The organism is Muriicola sp. SD30, assembly GCF_041205185.1.
In the GTDB taxonomy this organism is placed as follows: Bacteria; Bacteroidota; Bacteroidia; order Flavobacteriales; family Flavobacteriaceae; genus Muriicola.
Window position 1 is genome coordinate 18,956 of sequence record NZ_JBGEWB010000004.1, and the last position, 19,226, is coordinate 38,181.

27 protein-coding genes are annotated in these 19,226 nt (G+C 41.2%); 24 read left to right on the forward strand and 3 right to left on the reverse strand.

Annotated features, from left to right (window positions below; translation table 11 throughout):
• The first annotated feature begins 4 nt into the window (after window positions 1–4).
• The 7 genes from AB8P51_RS12505 (at window position 5) to AB8P51_RS12535 (ending at window position 3,822) form a co-directional block, all read left to right on the forward strand.
• Window positions 5–577, forward strand: coding sequence for a sugar O-acetyltransferase (locus AB8P51_RS12505; RefSeq protein WP_369749643.1), 573 nt, complete (start codon window positions 5–7; stop codon window positions 575–577).
• A gap of 17 nt (window positions 578–594) precedes the next feature.
• Window positions 595–1,221: a Crp/Fnr family transcriptional regulator gene (locus tag AB8P51_RS12510; protein ID WP_369749183.1), complete on the forward strand. Its 627-nt coding sequence runs from the start codon at window positions 595–597 to the stop codon at window positions 1,219–1,221.
• Window positions 1,222–1,294: 73 nt separating this feature from the next.
• Window positions 1,295–1,507 carry a DUF2892 domain-containing protein gene (locus tag AB8P51_RS12515; protein WP_369749184.1) on the forward strand — a complete coding sequence of 71 codons (213 nt, stop codon included), beginning with the start codon at window positions 1,295–1,297 and terminating at the stop codon, window positions 1,505–1,507.
• Window positions 1,508–1,688: 181 nt separating this feature from the next.
• The gene (locus tag AB8P51_RS12520; RefSeq protein WP_369749185.1) at window positions 1,689–2,066 is read left to right on the forward strand and encodes a DUF1428 domain-containing protein; all 378 of its coding nucleotides are present in this window, start codon (window positions 1,689–1,691) and stop codon (window positions 2,064–2,066) included.
• Window positions 2,067–2,111: 45 nt separating this feature from the next.
• Entirely contained in the window at window positions 2,112–2,453 is a 342-nt protein-coding gene (locus tag AB8P51_RS12525; protein WP_369749186.1) for a hypothetical protein, read from the forward strand.
• A gap of 27 nt (window positions 2,454–2,480) precedes the next feature.
• Window positions 2,481–3,395, forward strand: a complete 915-nt coding sequence (locus AB8P51_RS12530) for a diacylglycerol kinase family protein (RefSeq protein ID WP_369749187.1) — start codon at window positions 2,481–2,483, stop codon at window positions 3,393–3,395.
• Between the two features lie 94 nt (window positions 3,396–3,489).
• Entirely contained in the window at window positions 3,490–3,822 is a 333-nt protein-coding gene (locus AB8P51_RS12535) for a hypothetical protein (RefSeq protein WP_369749188.1), read from the forward strand.
• 36 nt (window positions 3,823–3,858) lie between these two features.
• Here the strand turns inward: AB8P51_RS12535 and AB8P51_RS12540 are convergent, their stop codons facing one another.
• The gene (locus tag AB8P51_RS12540) at window positions 3,859–4,398 is read right to left on the reverse strand and encodes a hypothetical protein (protein WP_369749189.1); all 540 of its coding nucleotides are present in this window, start codon (window positions 4,396–4,398) and stop codon (window positions 3,859–3,861) included.
• 149 nt (window positions 4,399–4,547) lie between these two features.
• Between AB8P51_RS12540 and AB8P51_RS12545 the strand changes: the two genes are divergently transcribed.
• From AB8P51_RS12545 to AB8P51_RS12565, 5 genes are all read left to right on the forward strand, one after another.
• Window positions 4,548–4,877, forward strand: coding sequence for an ArsR/SmtB family transcription factor (locus AB8P51_RS12545; protein ID WP_369749190.1), 330 nt, complete (start codon window positions 4,548–4,550; stop codon window positions 4,875–4,877).
• A 27-nt stretch (window positions 4,878–4,904) separates the two neighbouring features.
• Window positions 4,905–5,951 carry an ACR3 family arsenite efflux transporter gene (arsB, locus tag AB8P51_RS12550; RefSeq protein WP_369749191.1) on the forward strand — a complete coding sequence of 349 codons (1,047 nt, stop codon included), beginning with the start codon at window positions 4,905–4,907 and terminating at the stop codon, window positions 5,949–5,951.
• A 197-nt stretch (window positions 5,952–6,148) separates the two neighbouring features.
• Complete coding sequence (locus AB8P51_RS12555) at window positions 6,149–7,459, forward strand: APC family permease (RefSeq protein ID WP_369749192.1); 1,311 nt, start codon at window positions 6,149–6,151, stop codon at window positions 7,457–7,459.
• A gap of 15 nt (window positions 7,460–7,474) precedes the next feature.
• Window positions 7,475–8,092 (forward strand): SGNH/GDSL hydrolase family protein, encoded by a 618-nt coding sequence (locus AB8P51_RS12560; RefSeq protein ID WP_369749193.1) that lies wholly within the window; start codon window positions 7,475–7,477, stop codon window positions 8,090–8,092.
• Between the two features lie 151 nt (window positions 8,093–8,243).
• Entirely contained in the window at window positions 8,244–8,672 is a 429-nt protein-coding gene (locus tag AB8P51_RS12565; protein WP_369749194.1) for a peptidylprolyl isomerase, read from the forward strand.
• Window positions 8,673–8,792: 120 nt separating this feature from the next.
• Here AB8P51_RS12565 and AB8P51_RS12570 read toward each other — a convergent pair whose 3' ends face one another.
• Window positions 8,793–9,662: a sterol desaturase family protein gene (locus tag AB8P51_RS12570; protein WP_369749195.1), complete on the reverse strand. Its 870-nt coding sequence runs from the start codon at window positions 9,660–9,662 to the stop codon at window positions 8,793–8,795.
• Between the two features lie 257 nt (window positions 9,663–9,919).
• Between AB8P51_RS12570 and AB8P51_RS12575 the strand changes: the two genes are divergently transcribed.
• From AB8P51_RS12575 to AB8P51_RS12630, 12 genes are all read left to right on the forward strand, one after another.
• Complete coding sequence (locus tag AB8P51_RS12575) at window positions 9,920–10,759, forward strand: C-GCAxxG-C-C family (seleno)protein (RefSeq protein ID WP_369749196.1); 840 nt, start codon at window positions 9,920–9,922, stop codon at window positions 10,757–10,759.
• A gap of 170 nt (window positions 10,760–10,929) precedes the next feature.
• On the forward strand, window positions 10,930–11,502 hold the full coding sequence (locus AB8P51_RS12580) for a YceI family protein (protein WP_369749197.1): 573 nt from the start codon (window positions 10,930–10,932) through the stop codon (window positions 11,500–11,502).
• A gap of 64 nt (window positions 11,503–11,566) precedes the next feature.
• Window positions 11,567–12,592 (forward strand): alpha/beta hydrolase family protein, encoded by a 1,026-nt coding sequence (locus AB8P51_RS12585; RefSeq protein ID WP_369749198.1) that lies wholly within the window; start codon window positions 11,567–11,569, stop codon window positions 12,590–12,592.
• A 49-nt stretch (window positions 12,593–12,641) separates the two neighbouring features.
• Window positions 12,642–14,081: a DASS family sodium-coupled anion symporter gene (locus tag AB8P51_RS12590; protein ID WP_369749199.1), complete on the forward strand. Its 1,440-nt coding sequence runs from the start codon at window positions 12,642–12,644 to the stop codon at window positions 14,079–14,081.
• A 133-nt stretch (window positions 14,082–14,214) separates the two neighbouring features.
• Window positions 14,215–14,580, forward strand: coding sequence for a DUF2200 domain-containing protein (locus tag AB8P51_RS12595; protein ID WP_369749200.1), 366 nt, complete (start codon window positions 14,215–14,217; stop codon window positions 14,578–14,580).
• 86 nt (window positions 14,581–14,666) lie between these two features.
• Window positions 14,667–15,107 carry a DUF1801 domain-containing protein gene (locus AB8P51_RS12600; RefSeq protein ID WP_369749201.1) on the forward strand — a complete coding sequence of 147 codons (441 nt, stop codon included), beginning with the start codon at window positions 14,667–14,669 and terminating at the stop codon, window positions 15,105–15,107.
• A gap of 88 nt (window positions 15,108–15,195) precedes the next feature.
• Entirely contained in the window at window positions 15,196–15,552 is a 357-nt protein-coding gene (locus AB8P51_RS12605; protein ID WP_369749202.1) for a nuclear transport factor 2 family protein, read from the forward strand.
• 41 nt (window positions 15,553–15,593) lie between these two features.
• Window positions 15,594–15,833, forward strand: a complete 240-nt coding sequence (locus AB8P51_RS12610; protein ID WP_369749203.1) for a DUF1059 domain-containing protein — start codon at window positions 15,594–15,596, stop codon at window positions 15,831–15,833.
• Between the two features lie 72 nt (window positions 15,834–15,905).
• Window positions 15,906–16,535, forward strand: coding sequence for an intradiol ring-cleavage dioxygenase (locus AB8P51_RS12615; RefSeq protein WP_369749204.1), 630 nt, complete (start codon window positions 15,906–15,908; stop codon window positions 16,533–16,535).
• A complete protein-coding gene (locus tag AB8P51_RS12620; RefSeq protein ID WP_369749205.1) occupies window positions 16,528–16,824 on the forward strand; it encodes a hypothetical protein in 297 nt (98 codons plus the stop codon). Before AB8P51_RS12615 ends, AB8P51_RS12620 begins: the two co-directional genes overlap by 8 nt.
• 114 nt (window positions 16,825–16,938) lie before the next feature.
• Window positions 16,939–17,571 (forward strand): NAD(P)-dependent oxidoreductase, encoded by a 633-nt coding sequence (locus AB8P51_RS12625; RefSeq protein WP_369749206.1) that lies wholly within the window; start codon window positions 16,939–16,941, stop codon window positions 17,569–17,571.
• Between the two features lie 79 nt (window positions 17,572–17,650).
• Window positions 17,651–18,640: a 2-hydroxyacid dehydrogenase gene (locus AB8P51_RS12630; RefSeq protein WP_369749207.1), complete on the forward strand. Its 990-nt coding sequence runs from the start codon at window positions 17,651–17,653 to the stop codon at window positions 18,638–18,640.
• Between the two features lie 26 nt (window positions 18,641–18,666).
• On the opposite strand, the gene AB8P51_RS12635 is transcribed toward AB8P51_RS12630, so the two are convergent.
• On the reverse strand, window positions 18,667–19,206 hold the full coding sequence (locus tag AB8P51_RS12635) for a hypothetical protein (protein WP_369749208.1): 540 nt from the start codon (window positions 19,204–19,206) through the stop codon (window positions 18,667–18,669).
• Window positions 19,207–19,226 lie beyond the last annotated feature (20 nt).

Genomic DNA, 19,226 nt, shown 5'->3' on the forward strand with positions numbered 1-19,226 from the left:
AGGGGTGACAGAAAAAGAGAAAATGCTCAGGGGAGACCACTACGATTCGAGAGACCCCGAATTGATTAAGATCTATCACAGAGCGCGCAGGCTTTTAAAACAATTCAACAATCTCGATTCTGATTTAATTCAGGAGAGGGATGGTCTGTTAGAAGAGTTGTTTGAATTTAAAGGGGATGGGGTTTGGATCGAATCCCCCTTCTTTTGCGACTACGGCGAACATATTTCTATAGGGGAGAACACCTTTGTAAATACCAATTGTATGTTTCTTGACAATAACAAAATCAACATCGGCAAGAATGGGTTGATCGCCCCATATGTACAAATTTATACGGCATCTCATCCCCTAAAGGCCTCAGAGAGGATTGTTGGGGAGGGTAAAGACAGTCGTTACCTGACATTTACCAAACCTGTGACCATTGGGGACAATGTTTGGATAGGGGGTAATTCAGTGATTTTCCCGGGGGTGACTATCGGGAATAATGTAACCATCGGTGCCGGGAGTGTTGTCACTAAAAATTTACCTGATAATGTCCTGGCATTTGGAAATCCCTGTGAAGTAATCAAAGAAATTTAGGATATCAAATGGCAAAGATGGATTTAGATAAGAATTTATTATCCTTTTTAAAGCCGGATCTGGTTGATTTAATTCTCAAAGAATCCAGTATCCGTGAGATTCCTAAGGGTACAGAGATTTTAAGGGAACAACAATACGTAAAGGTATTGCCTATTGTAATCAGAGGACTTGTGAAAGTATACTCCCGATTTGATGAGAAAGAATTGTTACTCTATTATATCGAACCTGAACAAAGCTGTGTAATGACATTTTATGCGGCATTGAAAAATACCCCAAGCAAAGTCTTTGCAGTTACTGAAGAGGACTCTCAGATCCTTCTTATCCCCGTTAGTTTACTCCCTGACTGGCTAAAGGAATATCCGCACTTCAATGAATTGTTTTACAATCAGTTTAATCTCAGATACTCCGAAATGATTGATACGATCCGCAATCTGTTACTGGATAAAATGGACAAACGACTGTACGATCATTTGAGAAAAAAATCGGAACTAATGGAATCCGACTCCATAAAAATGAGTCACAACCAAATTGCCAATGAGTTGGGGACCGCTCGGGAAGTTATTTCCAGGGTAATGAAGAAACTCGAGAATGACGGCAAGATTACCCAGAATTCTGGAGAAATAAGAATTATTGCCGAGTGGTGACCACAGTCACTGCATATTTATTTTTCATATCCGACCTTTATGGTGAATAATAATAACCGTAAAATATATTAAGATGAAAAAAAATATGGGATCAGCAGACAGAATTATCAGAATTCTCATTGCTGTAGTAATTGGAGTGCTGGCATATACAGGAACTATATCAGGGACTTTAGGGACAGTATTACTAATACTCGCCGGGGTATTTGTACTGACCAGTTTTATTAGTTTTTGTCCTTTATACGCGCCTTTTGGTTTAAGCACTTGCGCAATGAAAGAGAAAAAATAGATCAGGTTACCACCTGATTGGAATTTCACAGCGGTTCAGGTTTATGCCTGAACCGTTTTTTATTGCTTCTCTTCCAAGTAATAACATTCCCGAGAGTGACAATTATTTGGACAGTTCAGAATACTACAGCCTAAATCCGTAAATTAACTGAAGAAAATGTTTAATATAATCTTCAAAGAAAATGGCCAATTACATAGACGGATTCGTGTTGCCCATACCAACTAGTCGACTTAGCCGGTATAAGCGAGTTGTAGATAAAGTTGCAGAGATCTGGAAGGAGCACGGGGCACTTGCCTATTTTGAGTATGTTGGGGATGATATGATTTTGGAAGGAACACTTTCTTTTCCGGAAGCTCTTGGTGCCAATAAAGATGAATCTATTGTATTTGGATGGGTGGTTTTCGATTCGCGGGAGACGCGTGACCGTGCTAATGAACACGTTGCAGCAGATCCCAGGATGCACGATCTTTTAAAACCCCTCACAGATCCATCAGCATTGATTTTTGATGGCAGGAGAATGGCGTATGGCGGATTTAAGGCCCTGACCTTATCGCAATAACTTGAGTTAAAGCAGAAAACAAAAACTAGATCAAATCATTTACCCATGAAAGCGGCAGACAAGCTTTTGACAATAAAAATTATACATACGATCATCTGGTTATTTTTTGTGGTGATTATATTTTATGTTCTGTACTCGGGTATCAGCGGAAAGGTTAATACCTATACCTGGATTGCCATAGCTCTGGTTGTAGGAGAAGGGTTAACACTATTGATCTTTAAAATGTTCTGCCCTCTCACTTTGATGGCGAGGAAATATTCTGATTCAGACAAGGATAATTTTGATATTTTTCTTCCCAACTGGCTGGCAAAGAACAATAAATTGATTTTCACTTCTATTTTCATAGCCGGATTACTTTTAGTAATCTATCAGACCCTTAAGAATTGAAATAGTTGTAAACCCATATATGGACCTATGAAAATTGTATTTGTGGTCAACAACAAGAACAACCGCCTGCAAAAAGCACTTCCTGGGCTGTGCAAATGCTTGGAAGAAGGGGAAATTGGCCTTACCGAGTTTCTGTTTACCACGAAGGGAAAACATGCCATAGAACTAGCCAGGGAGGCCACGGAAAGGGAATGTGATTTTTTAATTGGAGTAGGGGGGGATGGTACCCTTCACGAGTTGATTAATGGGGTCTTGCTAAGTGATATCCCCCCGGAGAGTTATCCTGCAATTGGCCTGCTGCCCTGGGGCTCGGCCAATGATTTTGCCAGATCAGTGGGTGTTACCTATTCCCCGGAGGAATTAATCAGATCAATAAGAGCAAACTCGATCAAAAAGATAGACCTTGGGAAGATAGAATTGAATAAGACCAGGGAAATATGCTACTTTATCAATATAGCCGGACTGGGACTGGGAGCCGAAGTGGTAAAAGGCCTGGAGCAGACTACAAGTCGTTTAGGCCCGGGATTTAATTACTTTAAACACATTATTACCGGATTTTTCCGCTACATCAAAAAAGATGTGAGTTGCAACGGCGATGACTGGAAATGGAAGGGCAAACTGCTTCAAATGGCCATAGCTAACGGCCGATATTTTGGAAATGCCATATGTGTGGCGCCAGAGGCAGTCATTGATGACGGTACTTTTCAATTGGTAATCTTTGGAGATCTGAGTATCTGGGACTATTTGAAAAACCTGGGGAAATTGAAAAAAGGATTTAAAATAATTCACCCGGAGGTACACTATTACAATGCTAAAGAAATTGTACTGGACAGCGAAGAATCTTGTGGTATCGAAGCCGATGGCGAATATATTGGTCTGCTTCCTGCTACCATCAGTATTTTGCCAGGAGCAATCAGCTTTCTAATACCTCTTGATTCTTAACAGGGACATTCCTAAACGATTTACATTACAATTTAAGGACTAATGGTGCGTTATAATTAGGATAAATAGCCAAGGCTTTAAATACGTTAAACCTATGATTATCTTTGGATTACGCGCCTCTCATATAGGATCGGTAGAAGTAAATGGATCTGCATGTACCTATTGTCAGAATTCAGGAACACAAAACATAAGTCAGTTTGGAAGATACTTCCATATCTTCTGGATTCCTATGTTCCCAGCAGGGAAAAGCACTTTTAGCGAATGTGTTCATTGTAAGAGAACGATCAGGAAAAAAGAATTTTCTTCAGAGTTGAAAAATGAATACGAAATCAATAAATCCAAAATAAAGAGACCGGTCTGGCATTGGTCTGGTCTTATCCTGCTAGGCATTCTGATAACGTCTTTTGTTGTCCTTTCTAAAATTTAATCAAGTAAATCGCACCTTCGACTCTTGATTAGATCCTTATTTCTTGAGCAGGGCCTCTACGTAATGATGCGTGCTCTGGTATTCTTTTTTAAGGGCATGCAAGAACAGTATTACTTCTTCCCGAAAGGGGTATTCGGGTGCCAGGCAGTCATTAAAGTTTCCGTCCATTACGGTAATTAAAACGTACCAGTTCGAGTTTCTGGAAGAACTGGCATCTTCGAGAATCGGATCGATAGCTTCAGATTTTAATACGCCAGCGATGACAATCGGCAGTAAATTGACAACTTCCGTTACTTTTTCCCTTTCGTCAAACGACATAAAATATGTTTGTCCGCTTACTGTAAAAGGCACATTGAGTTCCACATTTTCATATTCCAGATCAAATCTGGTATTTATATAGTGATAAAATTCATCTGCTTCTTTGTCGTCTTCAAATACAAAGGCGTGTTGCCTCGGCAGATCTCGTTTAAACTTTTTTGCCACAACAATTTTGTAGTCATCAATCTTCGGGGCAATCTTAATTGGGATACAGCTAAAACTTAAAGAAAATAGGACCAGGACTAGAAATTTTCTCATGGAAGTTGGTTTATGCACATACCACAATAATTATACCTTTTAGATAATCGTATTGATTAATTCTTTGCATCCATGCATGTAAAAGGTCAAAAGAGATTGGAAGAGACATTTATTAATCGTAATATTACGATTAATTAAACAAATTTTTAATGGGACTGGCAAAAACTGAAATATTTACAGACGAACAAAACATTATTTCCCTCTTTGCAAAGGCATTTTCACATCCCGCACGCGTAGCGATCCTACAAAAACTCTTTGTAATTGATACCTGTTATTGTGGTGACCTTGTATCGGAAATTGGCCTGGCACAACCGACAATCTCTCAGCATTTAAAAGAACTCAAGCAATTGGGCCTGATCAAAGGGAACGTTGAAGGCACAAGCGTTTGCTATTGTATTGATCCGGAGAAATGGCAGGAGATGAAAGAGGTAATGCTTGAATTCCTGAATCAGGATATCCCCAAACCCGACTGCTGCTAAAATTTTATTCCTATCATTCCCATTATTATGACCAAGAAAAAACTAAGCTTCCTCGACAGAAACCTTACCCTCTGGATCTTTGTCGCCATGGCTATTGGGGTTGGAATTGGATATTTTATCCCGACCTTCCCTGATGTACTGAACAAATTCAACAGCGGAACCACGAATATTCCTATTGCGATCGGATTGATCCTGATGATGTATCCGCCCCTTGCCAAGGTCAACTATGCCCTCCTACCTAAAGTTTTCCGCAATACCAGGATCCTCTCCATTTCCCTTATTCTGAACTGGATCATAGGCCCGGTACTAATGTTTATTTTAGCCATTACTTTTTTACGCGATTACCCGGAATATATGGTCGGACTGATCCTGATCGGACTGGCTCGGTGCATCGCCATGGTCCTTGTTTGGAACGATCTGGCCGAAGGTAGCAGTGAATACGGGGCCGGACTTGTAGCTCTCAATAGCATATTTCAGGTATTTGCCTACAGTTTTTATGCCTATGTTTTTATTACACTTCTCCCACCTTACTTTGGGTTCGAGGGGGCCATCGTTGATATTTCCATAGCTACCATCGCGGAAAGCGTGGCCATTTATCTGGGTATCCCTTTTGTTATGGGAATTTTAAGTCGGCTGATCCTTGTAAAACTCAAAGGTGAAGAATGGTATACTACAAAATTCATCCCGGCCATTTCACCAATGACTTTGATTGCTCTTTTATTTACCATCATCGTCATGTTCTCTTTAAAGGGAGAACTCATTGTGGAAATCCCTATGGATGTCCTCATCATTGCAGTTCCTTTGCTTATCTACTTTGCTCTTATGTTTATTATCGGATTTTTCTTTACCAGGGCTATGGGGGCAGAATACGACAAGACTGCTTCGGTGGCTTTTACGGCGGCAGGAAACAATTTTGAGCTGGCGATTGCCGTGGCTATTGCTGTTTTCGGCTTGAATTCAGGACAGGCCTTTGCAGGGGTAATAGGCCCTCTGGTTGAAGTTCCGGCCTTGATATTATTAGTAAGGGTATCATTTTGGCTGCGTAAAAAATACTACCAAAAGCCTTTTACCTAAAGTAGAAGACAAATCCGTATACTTGCCTGACTAGCAAACTAACGACAGAAAGATGTTGTATGTCATAGGCCGGGCATCAAGATCCTGAAAGTCCATCACTTTAGTGGGCACTCAGGATTCTTAAACTTCAATTATTAAGACAATAATTATTTTATACCGCTTCATTTACATAGCTTACACCAAACTACCCACCCAACATGACCAATAACCAAGCAGACTCTGAACTAAAACGGGTTGTAGGAGTAACCGGTTTATCACTCAATATTATTAACATCACAGTAGGAGCCGGAATTTTTGCCTTGCCCGCCATAGTGGGGGTAGAACTTGGTGCCTTCAGCATCTTTGCATACCTTTTTTGCGGTATCATGATGGCTGCCATTATGTTGTGTTATGCTGAAATAGGTACCCGTGTAACCAAATCGGGGGGGAGTTATGCTTATGTGGTGGCGGCATTTGGAGAATTTGCCGGCTTCATCGTGAACTGGCTGGCCGTTTTTGGCTGGAGTATCCTGGGCAGCGCCGCTCTAATGAACATCATAGCCGATTCCCTGGCTGTTATTTTCCCTGTATTTTCTGATCCCTGGATACGGGGATTATTTTATTTTATCCTACTTGGTTTTCTGGTGATTACTAATATTCGAGGGGCGAAACAGGGAGTGGCCTTTATTAAGTGGATCACTATTGTTAAACTCTTACCCTTGCTCGGTATCGGCATTTTGGGATTAAGTCTGATAGATCCGGATAACCTGCAGTGGGAACAACTACCGGCCATAAAGACATTTAGCAATACCACCCTGGTCTTGTTTTTTGCCTTTGCTGGATTTGAAACTGCCCTTGGGGCAAGTGGGGAAATAAAGAACCCCAAACGTACCATCCCTCTTGGAATTATGTTGGGCGGGGCAATGGTACTACTGATTTATTTGTTGCTTCAGACGGTTACTCAGGGGGTATTAGGACAGGATATAGAGCTCTATAAAAATGCGCCCCTGGCCGCGGTTGCGGAAAATATCATGGGACCCATTGGAGGTACATTGCTTTTAATTGCGGCTGCTATATCCTGTTATGGCGCAGTAAGTACAGATGTTATGAGTACACCTCGTGTTTTGTTCGCCGGTGCCAGAGATGGTCTGTTTCCAAAATTCCTGGGGAAGGTCCATACTAAATTTGCTACCCCATACTGGTCGATCATCTGCTTTGCCGGACTGATTTTCCTCTTTTCCATATCCGGAGGATTTGAACAACTAGCCATTCTGGCAAGTGCGGCTATACTACTTATCTATCTGCTGGTCATTCTGGCGACGCTCAGGATGAGAAGGAAGAAATCGGAGCAAGCTGAGAAAACCTTTAAAGTCCCAGGCGGCTGGATTATCCCTGTGATAGGTATTACTTCTATTCTTTGGCTACTGAGTAGTTTATCGGCAGGAGAATTTTTGTCAATTGCTGTTTTTCTTGCGCTTATTTGCGCCATCTATTTTGGAGTACGATGGATTAAAAGGGAAAAGCGCTGAAGTGAATCAAATTGCATGAAAAGGTCCGTACTACTTTATTTATTGTTATTACTGTTGAATTCCTCTATATATTGTCAGGATACAACAGAGACCAAATGCGTCAAAATTCTGTTTGTCGGCAATAGCCTTACCTATAGCAATAATCTGCCGCAACTTGTTAAGAAAGATGCTCAGAGCAAAGGAATTGAAGTGGATTATGAAATGATAGCTTTTCCCAATTATGCCATTATCGATCACTGGAATGACGGAAACGTACAAAAACTGATTTCTTCCCAATCCTTTGATTTTGTGATCCTGCAACAGGGGCCTTCTTCACAAAGGGAGGGCAGGAGAATGCTTATTGAAGATGGTAATAAATACAAGGAGCTCTGTGAGTTAAATAAAAGCACGCTTTGCTATTTTATGGTCTGGCCCTCGCTTAATTACTACCGCACATTTGATGATGTTATTAAAAATCATCGCGATGCTGCCACAATAAATGGAGCGCTGCTTTTGCCTGTTGGAGAAGTGTGGAAGGAATACATTGATAGTACAGAAAAGCTCGATTATTACAGTCAGGACGGGTTCCATCCTTCTAAGCTGGGCAGTTCTGTGGCAGCTAAGGTTATTGTCGATTACTTATTTCCCCAATAGGGGAGGTGTTTTGAGAGATTTACCTGCAATAGCAACTGAAATTCATTCATGTGAACCATGAAGCAGGGGATTTTTCCTGGGATTTTTCGTCCAATCAATCCTTACTTAGTACCTTTGCGCCTTTAAATTTAAATCCATAGAAAACAGCAACATGGGAAAAGTAAAAGCAAATGATACCATAAGGGTACATTACACAGGAAAATTAAATGACGGGCAGGTTTTTGACAGCTCACTTGAAAGGGATCCATTGGAAGTCACCCTGGGACAGGGAGCTTTAATTCCCGGTTTTGAAAAAGGGTTAATCGATATGGAAGTGGATGAAGAAAAAACCATCACTATTCCCAAAGAAGAGGCCTATGGTGAAGTACGCAAGGAATTATTCCAGAAGGTAAGCCGAAGTGAATTGCCGGAAGAGATCAAGCCGGAAATTGGGATGGGCCTTGTTGCCACCAATCCTGACGGATCAGAACAGCAGTTACGCGTTGTTGAAGTAGAGGAGGAGCATATTGTTATTGATGCCAATCACCCTCTTGCAGGACAAGACCTTATTTTCGACCTGACATTGGTGGAAATTAAATAAATACGGGTTAACACCTAATTGAAGAAGCCACAGTCCTGTCAGAACAGGGGTGTGGCTTTTTCTTTGCGCCAAATTCTAAAATAAGACACTATTCTACAGTAAATAAATTGAATGGAGGGACTAAATTGACTCCACGGGTTCTACAACCCGGGTTTCGATACGTTTTTCAGTCTGCCTGGGTTGCTTCTTTTTATCCTTCTTCGCCTTTTCCATTTGCTTACGTTCCCAGGCGGTAGGGCTACCAAACATAATCGACCAGCTTTTCTGTGGCCGTTGCCAGATATCCCTGAGCAGGTCGCCCCATGCGTGGAATACCAAATAGACCGGGTTGTATGAGTTCACCGGCTTGGTAATGCCGTAAATGGCCTGTTCCTTTTCTTCCTTAAAAGTTCCAAAGATGCGATCCCAGATAATGAGGGTCGACCCGAAATTTTTGTCGATATAGTCCTCGTTTACTGCATGATGCACCCTGTGGTGGGAGGGAGTTACAAAAACGTATTCGACAGGTGCAGGGAGCTTGCGGATGAGTTCTGTGTGAATCCAGAACTGATACAAGATCTCCAATTGATGAATAATTATAAAAACGACAGGATCAAAACTCATCATAAAAACAGGTACAAAAAATACCAGCTTCAGGTTTTGAACCCAGGATAAACGAAAAGAAGTAGAAAAATTATAATATGTTGAACTGTGGTGAACCACATGGGTAGACCACCAGAAACGTTGAAAATGAGAAATTCTATGCGACCAGTAGCGTACGAAATCCAGGGCAATAAAACAGAGGATATAAGACCACCAGGTATGTGGGATGGTCCACGGTGTAAGGTTGTAGCAAATAACAACAATATAGAAAATGCCCACCTTGGTAAGGGCATTGACAAACAGATTTCCGAAGCCTATTGCAGCTGAAGCCAGAAAGTCTTTTCCGTTATAGAGATTTTTGTTTGTTCTATAGGAAAGGAAATATTCCAGGGCCACCAGGGCAAACATGATGGGAGCGGCTATCCAGATAATCGTGTTAAAATCTAATTGGAGGAGGCCTTCTAAGGTAAGCGGTTTATTTTCGATGAGATTTCCGGGGTTTCCTGCAAAACTATCACAAAAAATTCTATTATCCCCAAGAAGGACGTAAATATATTGGAATCTATTGTGGTTTTAAACTGCAAATAGATATGGTAACCTGATGAAAATCATTGGGTTAAAGATTATACTGTTGTATTTTTCTTCATTTAAAAACTTAAGGTATTATGAACTCCAATGTATACGATATACAGAATGCACCTACTGATGGGAAGAAAGTGTTTCGGGAACTCAGAACCTGTTCGCGAACTCTTTGCTATATGATAAACCGCGAATTTGGCCATCCAAATGAACTTGTAGAGCGCGCTGCCGATGTTTTGGCCGGAGGCATATTACAACAGGGGCATCAATGTGGGATGCTTTGGGGAGCGTCTTTAGCCGCCGGAGCAGAATCGTACAGAAGATTTGGAAATACTGATCTGGCAATAAAAGTTACCATCAAGGCAACTCAAAACATTGTTTCTTCTTTTGAGCAGCGCGAAAAAACCACAAGTTGTCGGGAAATTACCAGATGTGATTTTTCTAATAAACTCAGCTTTGCCAAATACATGTTATCAGGAAGGTACCGTCACTGTTTTGAACTTGCTCAAAATTGGGCTCCTGAAGCCATAAAACAGGCTTTTGAAAGTATTTCAAGGACTCAAGAAGATACTACGGAATTTATTAGTTGCGCCTCTGAAGTTGCCAGAAAAATGGGGGCAAATGATAAAGAAATCATCATGGTTGCCGGCTTTGCAGGAGGACTGGGTCTAAGTGGTTCTGCTTGTGGTGCTCTCAGCACTGCCATTTGGATAAAATCCCTTCAATGGTGTCGGGAAGTTGATGGCAAATCACCCATAAAAAATAAGAGATCAGAAAAAGTGCTCAAGGAATTTATGAACTATACAAATTCAAAAATAATATGCTCCGAAATCACAGGAATAGAATTTGATAGTATTAATGCACATACTGAATTCATAAGATCCGGAGGTTGCGCCGACCTTATTGATAAACTCTCCCGGAATTAAATTTTAGTCTGCAGAACCAGGCGAATGATAAATTCTAATCAAAAATACCCCCTTCATATAAGGCAGGAATAGCTTTAAACCTTATCTTAAGGCTCAGTTAAGCCATCCCATTAGCTTCTGAGGTTTCAGATTGGTAATTCCATAAGCAATGGAATAAATCCCTTTTTGACATGAAAAAATTGACAACTACTTTATTGGTACTCGTTTCCATTTACATGGGAGCCCAGACCAAAAGATTAACAGTTGAGCCCAACCATTCTACCATTGGTTTTAATATCTCCATAGCCGGTTTTACCCAGGTAACAGGGAAATTCTCGGACTACGAGCTACTTCTCGACTGGAATGAATCAAACATGGATTCCTCTAAAATTTCCACAGTAATCAAGGTAATGAGTATCAATACAGGCATACCTGACCGCGATGCACATTTGCGCACCGCTGATTTTTTTGACGCAGAAAAATATCCGCACATCACCTTTGTAAGCGATTCTATTCTACAGATCGATTATTCCAATTTTAAGGCTTACGGCCAATTTACAATGCACGGGGTAACCAAAGATTTTGTATTCCCGTTTCAAATTGTAAAAATTGAGAATAATACAGTTGGTATTAGGTCGAGAACAACATTAAACCGCCAGGATTATGGTGTTGGTAGTGAATTTAAACATTCGGCTATGCCCGATTTTTTATCAGACATTATTGAGGTGGAAATTGATTTCTGGACAAAAAAAAGGAAAGAATAATTGTAGGGCAAAAGTTGATATTATTTACCATTTTTGCTCATAAGGCCTAAATGATTAAACTCAGATGAAAATCGTCCTCTTCAGGAAATTTCCATTTCTCCTATTATTTGTATTGGCTATATCGACTAATACTTCCTGCCAGGAAAAGCGCAAAAAGCAGAAATTATCTGAAGACACTACTTATAAAGTAAAGAAAGACTCGGTCTGGATTGACACTTCCAATGGCACCATTTTCGGCTTTCTGTTTCAACCTATTCGAGATAACGATGAAAAAGTGCCAGCGGTACTTTGCCTTCAGGGTGGGGGAGATGTAGGTTTATCCAATTATCTGTATGAGGCTGAATTCTTTGCGAAAAATGGAATAGCTGCGCTTGTCTGTGATAAATCGGGAACCGGACTTTCAGAAACTGAGAAAAGATGGCGGGAGCAAAGTTTTAAAGACAAAACCACCGAGTACCTCGAGCTGCATAAATGGCTCTCATCACAAAAGGGAATAGACAGTTTAAATGTGGGAGTGCACGGCATGAGTGAAGGGGGCCGACTTGCACTGAATATGGCCATAAGAAGTCGGGAGAAAATCGCTTTTGTAAACGTCGTCTCCGGGCCGATCGCATCATTTAAAGAGAATCAACTATACGCAATTCAGCATTATCTCGCCGCTCAGGGCTTTAAGCCGACAGAAATCGAACAGGCAACAGATGTCTGGGAAATTTATTTTAATGATGTTGGCAAGGGTTTGATCTCGGATGAAACCATTTCTTCTATCGAAAAACTAATAGAAACCATACCTAACCTAAGATACCGACCCGCTGTTTCAAAAAGACTTCCTTCCAGGCCTTTGAGGGAAGACATACATTTTGGCCTGGAGGGGAGTGTTGGGAGTATCACCTGCCCTGTTTTGTTTCAATACGGAGAAAATGATATCCTGGTAGATCCTGTGACCTCGATTTCCCTGATTCCGGACAAACCTAACTTCCATATTAAATTATACCCCGATACAGACCATTCCATGAACTTAAAAAACGGGGATATCCATCCCGATTTTCTGAGAGACAAGAAAAAATGGATTGAAAATCAAATCTGGGAATAGTAAAGAAGAAGCGAGTAGTTAAATTTCAATTAAGGAATAAACAGAATCTATGAATTCAGCCCGGGAAAAGGAATCAGTACAAAACGATCACAAACTGCGTTGGATAAAAAGGGGAATTACCCTGGTATTGGGAATCGTGATCTGGAACCTGCCCATCCCCTGGGATCTGTCACCTGATTCCTGGCACCTGTTTGCCATCTTTTTTACGGCCATTATAGGAGTTTTACTTGAGGCACTATCTATTTTCACTGCCTCTATTCTCGCCCTTGTTGCCGTGGTACTATTGAGAGTACTACCTGCGGAAAGGGCATTTTCAGGGTTTTCTGAAAGCTTTATCCTTCTTATCCTGGCGGCCTTTTTAGTAGCAAAAGGAGTGATCAAGTCGGGCCTGGGAAGACGTATTGCTTTTTTATTAATACGCAAATTTGGGAAATCCACCCTCAATCTGGGGTATTGCATTGTGGCTACAGACACACTTCTGGGTCCGGCCATTCCCAGTAACACGGCGAGATCTGGTATTTTATATCCTATTGCCCATGCGCTGTCCCTTGATACCGGATCCCTGCCAACTCCTGAAGGCAGAAGGAAGACGGGAAGCTACCTAATGATGACTGCCATTTCAGGCCATACTATAAGTTCAGCTCTTTGGTTTACAGGGATGGCTGCCAACCCGGTGGGTGCTGGTATTGCGGCTCAATTTGGGGTTAATATGAATTTTGGAAATTGGTTCATAGTTGCTTCGGTACCATGTTTAATTGCACTGATCGCTATTCCCTTTATTTTGTATAAAATTTTTCCTCCCGAAGATAAATACACCCCTGAAGCCCCTGAAATGGCCACAAAAGCACTTCAGAAAATGGGACCCATGAGCAGTAAAGAGTGGATCATGGGAGGCACTTTTTTTGGGATGATCCTACTCTGGGCCTTATCCCCTGTATTAAATATTAATCTTGCTATTGTTGCTTTCTTGGGACTGTCTATTTTGATACTGGCCAATGTATACACCCTGGAAGATATCCGACAGGGAGCAGGGGATGCATTGGAAACATATATATGGTTTGCAATTTTGTATATGATGAGTACCTCCCTGAATGATATGGGGTTTATGAAAACTTTGGGGGCTCAGTTAGCCACTTATATCAGCGGCTATAGCTGGGTAACCGTTTATATCCTGCTCACCGTCTTATATGTGCTTATCCACTATCTTTTTGTGAGTCAGACAGCCCATTTACTGGCTTTATATGCCGTTTTTTTACAAGTGGCGGTAAATGCAGAAGTTCCCGCGGCATTGATGGCATTCATGCTTTCTTTTGCCACCAATTACTTTGCTGTGATGACTCCTCAGGCATCAAGTTCAAATGTATTATTTGCCGGCAGCGGCTTTTTGCCTTCTGAAGATATTTATAAGCATGGGGCTGTCATTACCGTTTTGAATACCGCAATTTTTCTTCTTGCAACCCCCTGGATACTTTGGGCCTCATCTTTATAATCCAAAAAACCTTATAACTGAAATCCTTCTTCTTTTTAGATGCTTTCTTCTTGATTAATGGTAAAAACCAGGGCTCTTAAGGGATAAGTCGACAGGATTTTATAATTTAAGGGACACCAATAGCACGGAAATCATGAAAGATACCAGTCACCATGATGAGCGGATCGCAAAAATGATCTTTGCCTCTGTATACCCTCATTACGTAACTAAAGTTGAAAAAAATGGACGGACTAAGGAAGAACTTCACGAGGTAATAAGCTGGTTAACGGGGTATAACGAAAAGGATTTGGAAAGAATCCTACAGGAAAAAGATACCTTCGAACAGTTTTTTAATAATTGCACCCTTCATCCCAATGCAAAACAGATCAAAGGAGTGATTTGCGGGTACAGGGTTGAAGAGATCACAAATCCGATCACGCGGCAGGCAAGATACCTCGACAAGCTGGTTGATGAACTTGCCAGAGGCAGGCCAATGGAGAAGATATTAAGGCAAAACTAAAATTACTAATTGATTAGTTAGTATCGGTTAGTTATTCTAGCAATATGAATTTCATCAGCCTGTGTGCGTTAAAAAATTGATTTAAATTGAATTTAAAATCAGATCCCAGAGTTAAAGCTGTTTTCGATCGATATCCCGAATTGATCAAGCCCAAAATGTTAGCATTGAGAGATCTGGTAATTGAGACGGCTAATGAGATAGACGGACTTGCAGAGCTAGAGGAAACCTTAAAATGGGGAGAGCCCAGTTATCTGACAAAAAATGGGAGTACACTACGGATGGACTGGAAAGCTCAAAAACCTGGTCAGTATGCTATGTATTTTAAATGTACGAGTAAACTGGTAGAGACGTTTAAAGAGCATTTTGGGAGAGCCTTAGCGTTTGAAGGCAACAGAGCCATTGTATTTCAATTAAATGAGGCTGTTCCAAGAGCAGAACTTAAAGAGTGCATTAGGGCTGCGCTTACCTACCATAAGGTAAAACAGTTAGCTGCATTGGGGATACAATCTAAATCAGCAGGAAAATGACACTTTGCATAGCCTTAGATGAATACCTTCAGCAATAAGCTTAAAAATACGTACCTTCTTATTGGTAAAATCCAATTCATTTAGCATAATGGATACTGAGGAAGTTGTATCAGATTGGTTTAATAAATGGGAGACAGGAGATTTTATGAATCTTCCGATAACCGATGAGTTTGAACATACCAGTCCTTTTGGGACGATCAGGGGTAAGGACACCTACCTGGAACTTGTCAAAAAAAATAAAGATAAATTCCTTAACCAATCCTTTACGCTCCACGATTCTTTTTACGGGAACTATAAAGCCTGTGTTCGTTATACGGCCTCACAGGGAAAGGATTTTAAGCTGGAAGTAAGCGAGTGGTACTATTTTAAGGGTGATCTTATCGATAAAATCGCAGCCTACTATCATATAGGGGAGATCAGGGAGGAAAGGAAATTAAAGGAGTAATTCATTTTATTCGAAAGCAAATAAAACCTAAAAACAATAGTATGAAATCAATGAGCTGTAAACAATTAGGTGGCGCCTGTGATATCATGTTCAGTGGGGAAACCTTTGAAGATATAGCCGCACAGAGTAAAGAGCACGGAATGGAGATGTTTCAAAAAGGAGATATAGGCCATCTTAAGGCGATGAAGACTATGAAAGACAGAATGCAAACACCGGAAGATTTCAATAAATGGATGGAAGACAAAAGAAAAGAGTTTGATGCTCTTCCGGAAGAGGGATGATACTGTATTAAATGATTACCAGCACATTTATTTAGGCTGTTGCATTAAGAAAAATTCAAATATGTACACAAAATGAGCAAGAAAGAATTTACCGCACTCCTTATTTTTATTTCAATTTTATCCTGCAGACCTCAGAATAGTAACAAAAGAGAGGTGCTGGTAGGGGGACCCTGTGAAGGTTGTGAAGCCATTTATGAATATGGCGACATGCGTCTGTCATCCACTGATACGTTACCTGAATTTAAAACGACAGAACCTAAATTGAAAATCACCGGTACCGTATATCAAAATGATGGAAAAACGCCGGCTTCAAACGTAATCCTCTACGTCCATCAAACCAACCGGAAGGGTATTTACCCAACAAAAGGGAATGAAAAAGGCTGGGCAAGAAGGCATGGTTATATCCGGGGATGGGTAAAAACCGGGGAGGACGGGAAATACACTTTTTACACTTTCCGTCCTTCCTCTTATCCTGATCGAAGCGAGCCCGAACACATCCATCTTACGGTTAAAGAACCCGATAAGAATGAATACTACGTCGATTCATTTGTCTTTGATGACGATCCCTTGCTAACCAAATCGAATCGGGCGAGATTAGACAACAGGGCAGGCTCGGGAATTATCAGTCCGGTCTTTCAAAATGGAATTCTTGTGGCGGAACGGGATATCATCCTCGGGTTAAATATACCCGATTATGAATAGCAAAATTCATAGCCATAACAACAATGTCCATCTTACCTTTAGCTGGATCTTTGCAATTATTTTCTTTTCTCTTGGAATCCTGAACCTGATATTTGTACACCCGATTCCGGGGCTATTCTACCTCTTGCTGGCTGTTTTCTACCTGCCTTTCACCAATGCGATTCTCTTTAAACAATTGGGATTTGCCATTCCTTTATGGATCAAAACTTTGGTTGCCCTTATACTGCTCTGGGGCACTCTGGCAGTAGGCGACCTGATGGAGATTTTTGAGGCCTGGATGCTCAGATAGGAAATCACAGGATTAACCCATCCTCGTTTCATCCTCAGAATATGACAGTTGGGTAAAGAATAAGCCTTAATTGCCTGAAGTTTCCTGAGATTAGTGTGGAAAATTACAAGATCCATGAAACTCTTAATCATTGGAGGTACAGGCAAAACCGGGAGGCAGTTAATCAAGCAAGGCCTTGAATTGGGGCATGAACTCACCGTACTGGCCCGAAAGCCGGGTAAAGTGAAGCTGCAACATCCGCAACTACGCATCCTGCAGGGAGACGTATTAAAACCTGAAACCATGACAGAGGCATTCAAAGACCAGGATGCCGTATTATCTGCCCTGGGTCATAAACGCTTTATCATCAGGACGACCATTCTTTCCAGGGGAACTGCCAATATCATTGAGGCCATGAAACATTCCCGGGTAAACCGACTTGTATGCATTACCTCCCTGGGGATCAACGACAGCCGTTTTAGGCTAGGATTGTATTACACATTGTTTACTATACCTTTTATTTTGTTCTTCTACTTTCAGGATAAGGCCAAACAGGAAAAATTGATAATGAACAGCGATCTGGACTGGACAATTGTGCGTCCCGGTCAATTGTTCAATGGAAAGAAAAGAAGGAAGTACAAACTCGGTCCTAAGGAGGGGCATTATATCTTCACTAAATTTATCTCCCGAGCCGATGTAGCTGATTTTATGCTACAGGAAGTGCAGGACAGGAAGTATTTAAATAAAGCGGTAGGGATCACCTATTAAAATTTGATAAATACTTAAATTCGCCCAAAACCTATAGAGGGGTATACTAATCATTAAATCCACAAAGAACCGGAGCTATATGAAAGTGGCGGTATTTAGCACTAAGCCTTATGACCAGGAGTATTTTGAACGCTATGCAAGTAGCGAGGACCTCCATTTCACATATTTTGATTCTCCTTTGAATAAGGATACGGCCAATCTTTCGGCTGGTTTTGAGGCGATCTGCGTCTTTGTAAATGACACTGTGGATAAGGAGACCATTGATCTTTTGGCAGGGCATGGGGTGGGCCTTATCGCCCTGCGATGTGCCGGATACAACAATGTAGATCTCGATGCCGCGAAGGAAAAGAATATTAAACTTGTAAGAGTTCCGGCCTATTCCCCAGAGGCAGTGGCAGAACATGCTGTTGCCCTGATTCTTACGCTAAATCGCAAAACACACAAAGCGTACAACAGGGTAAGGGAAGGGAATTTTTCACTCAATAAACTCCTTGGCTTTAATCTACATGGTAAAACCGTAGGAGTGATCGGTACCGGGAAGATCGGGGCAACCTTTTGTGGAATTATGAAAGGTTTTGGGTGTAATGTTATCGCCTATGATCTGTATCCTTCGGAAGAACTTAAATGCCAGGGGGTAGAATACAGACCTCTTGAGGATGTATTTAAAGAAGCCGACATCATCTCCCTTCACTGTCCGCTGAATCCCGATACTAAACACATCATCAACAAGTCGTCTTTGGAAATGATGAAAGACGGAATTATGATTATAAATACCAGTAGGGGAGCACTGATCAACACTCCGGACATCATCGATGGTCTGGCTAATAAGAAAGTCGGGTTTTTAGGGATCGATGTATATGAGCAGGAAGAAAACCTGTTCTTCAAAGACCTTTCTGAGATGATCATCGAGGACGATCTGATCCTTCGCCTGAGCAGCTATCCCAATGTATTGATTACCTCACACCAGGCTTATTTTACCAGGGAGGCCATGGAAGAGATTACCCTTACCACCATGAAGAATATCAAAGAGTTTTGCAGTGGAAGTACTTTGACTAATGAAGTAATCTAATTCCCTGTGAAATAAAAATTTTAGTATTAGAAGGTAACATTCACAAATGGGATCACGGCACTGGTATACACAGTTTTATCCGAATCGTATAGCAGGTTTACCTTGGCTCCGATTGAGATATTACTGGTAACATTCAGGCCCGCCCCAACAAACAAGGCACTATCCCAATATTTATCAGTCACATTTTCAGCCAGGTTTTCTGTTTTTGTAGATACCCTCAGTTCAGTAAATTCAAGCAGTGTGGTAATAATGGGGGCCGGGGTATATTGCGTGATGACATTAAATCCATATGTTGTGGTGTTCTGTACATCCTTAATCCCGGCATAGCTGGCCTGTAAGCCTCCACCAAGACTTATTTTGTTACTTACGTCATAGATGAGATTAGGGGCGACAAAAATATTGGTCCCCCCGACAAAGTTCAGGCCAAATCCACAACCAAACTTCAGGCGTTTATCAACTACATCCGCACTGTCTTTCACCATAACAGTGGTGGCCTGGGAAAACGCTGCAGAAGTTATGAGTATGGCACTGAGAACAAGTACAGTTTTAAGGATTGATTTTTTCATGGGTAGTTGATTATCTTTCT